Here is a 749-nt window from a genome sequence, read left to right on the forward strand (position 1 = left end):
CCTCCGCCAGTGCCGGGATCGCCCCCTCCGCCAGTGCCGGGATCGCCTGGATCGCTTCCTCCGCCACTACCCGGATCGCCTCCCCCGCCATCGCTGCCGCCTCCAGAGTCGCAGTTGCCATTTTCATCAGCGGGGCAATGTCCACTCGGGTCGATATACTTCACTGGATTATTGAGCGTATACGCATACCGATTTAATGACTGCGGTATGGCTGCAATTCCTATATACGTATCCTGCGATATAAACCGTCCTATATTCGGATTGTACCAGCGTGCGGAGTAATCCATCAATCCCGCTTTGGGATCATACTGTTTCCCTGCATACATAGCCGCCGACGTATAAGGGTTCGACAATCCGCTCACAATGTTCCCAAACGCGTCGTACCGGTATTGCATCAGCGATTTCCCTTTATGGTTCGTCACATCCCGTACACTGCCCAGCGCATCGGTCAGCCCATACACGATATTCCCATCCACATGCTCATCGCCGTCAAACCAGCCATGTCCGCCAAACCATCCGTTGTGATTACCGTTATTGCCATGATTGCCATGATCATCATCATCGCCAATAAAGCGCGTATTTCCGAACAGCCTTTGCGCCACGGTCTGATTTCCGACCCGGTAGTACTCCACCAATGGATTCCCATTCTTTCCATACTCCTTCAGAACGTCCATTCCATCGTACAGGTATTGAGTCGTTCTTTCGCCGAAAAAGTCTTTCCATTCATCCGGCAACTTAATTCCGTTCCA

At 52.3% G+C, this 749-nt stretch carries 1 protein-coding gene; it reads right to left on the minus strand.

The window, feature by feature from the left end:
• The coding region (locus BLT91_RS15630) for an RHS repeat-associated core domain-containing protein (protein WP_141224999.1) at positions 1-749 on the minus strand (749 nt) is incomplete at both ends.

It is taken from the genome of Paenibacillus sp. yr247 (genome assembly GCF_900103825.1).
In the GTDB taxonomy this organism is placed as follows: domain Bacteria; phylum Bacillota; class Bacilli; order Paenibacillales; family NBRC-103111; genus Paenibacillus_E.